The organism is Bartonella sp. AP57NXGY (assembly GCF_042195805.1).
GTDB lineage: Bacteria > Pseudomonadota > Alphaproteobacteria > Rhizobiales > Rhizobiaceae > Bartonella.
This window is the reverse complement of the sequence record NZ_JBHIOZ010000382.1, coordinates 1-1,005: the sequence shown is the minus strand read 5'-3', so window position 1 is coordinate 1,005 and position 1,005 is coordinate 1. Positions and strand designations below refer to the sequence as shown.

Below are 1,005 nucleotides of genomic sequence, written 5' to 3'. Positions count from 1 at the left end.
GCAGGCATTTGTAGCACAGCATGGAGCAGACAAAGAAAATAGCAAAATTAAGTTTCTTGCTAATGGAGATATTTCTGCTAACTCAACCGATGCTATAAATGGTTCGCAACTTTATTTGATGAGTAATCAGCTTGCTGCATATTTTGGTGGTGGCGCTGGCTATAATAATGGAGAATGGACTGCTCCTACTTTCAAGATAGCACAATTCAAGGCTGACGGGAGCTCTGGTGAAAAGAAGGATTATCATAACGTTGCCAGTGCTTTTGACGGCGTAAGTGAGAGTATGTCTAAGATAAACGACCGTATTCAAAGTGTTGAAAACAATGTCTCGTCCAATGGTTTAAATTGGAATGAGCAGAAAAAAGCTTATGACGCTAGCCATGATGGTCAACCAAGTAAGATTATCAATGTAGCAGATGGTAAAATTGCAGAAGGTTCAAAAGATGCAGTCAATGGTGGACAGCTTTGGGAAACCAACGAACGTATCACTGGCGTTGAAAAAGATATTAAGCATATTGAAAACAGAGTCGACAATATTTCCACTACGGTTACGAATATTGGTGAAACGGTTTTCAATATTGAAGACAGAGTTGATAATATTGAGAACACGGTTAATAATCTTTCTGATGGTGCAGTTAACTATGATAAAGATGCTGATGGTAAAAAAACCAATAAGATCACTCTAAAAGGTGGCAACGAAAGTGAACCTGTTATGATTGATAATGTTGCCAATGGTCGCATTGAACAAGGTTCGAAAGAAGCTGTGAATGGTGGTCAACTACATGATTACACTCAGCAACAGATGAAAATTGTTCTCGATGATGCAAAAAAATATACGGATAGTCGGGTGGATAATATTGTTATTAATGCCATTGATGATGCTGTTGATCGGTCTGACCGATATACAGATATGAAGTTTAATATTTTAAGTTATGACATTAAGAGCGTACGGAAAGAGGCAAGGCAAGCAGCCGCCGTTGGTCTAGCAGTATCCAACCTACGTTA

1 pseudogene is annotated in these 1,005 nt (G+C 38.7%); it reads left to right on the top strand.

Annotated elements, in window-relative coordinates:
- Positions 1-1,005 (top strand): annotated as a pseudogene (locus ACFIL8_RS11015) (hypothetical protein); the annotation flags it as partial.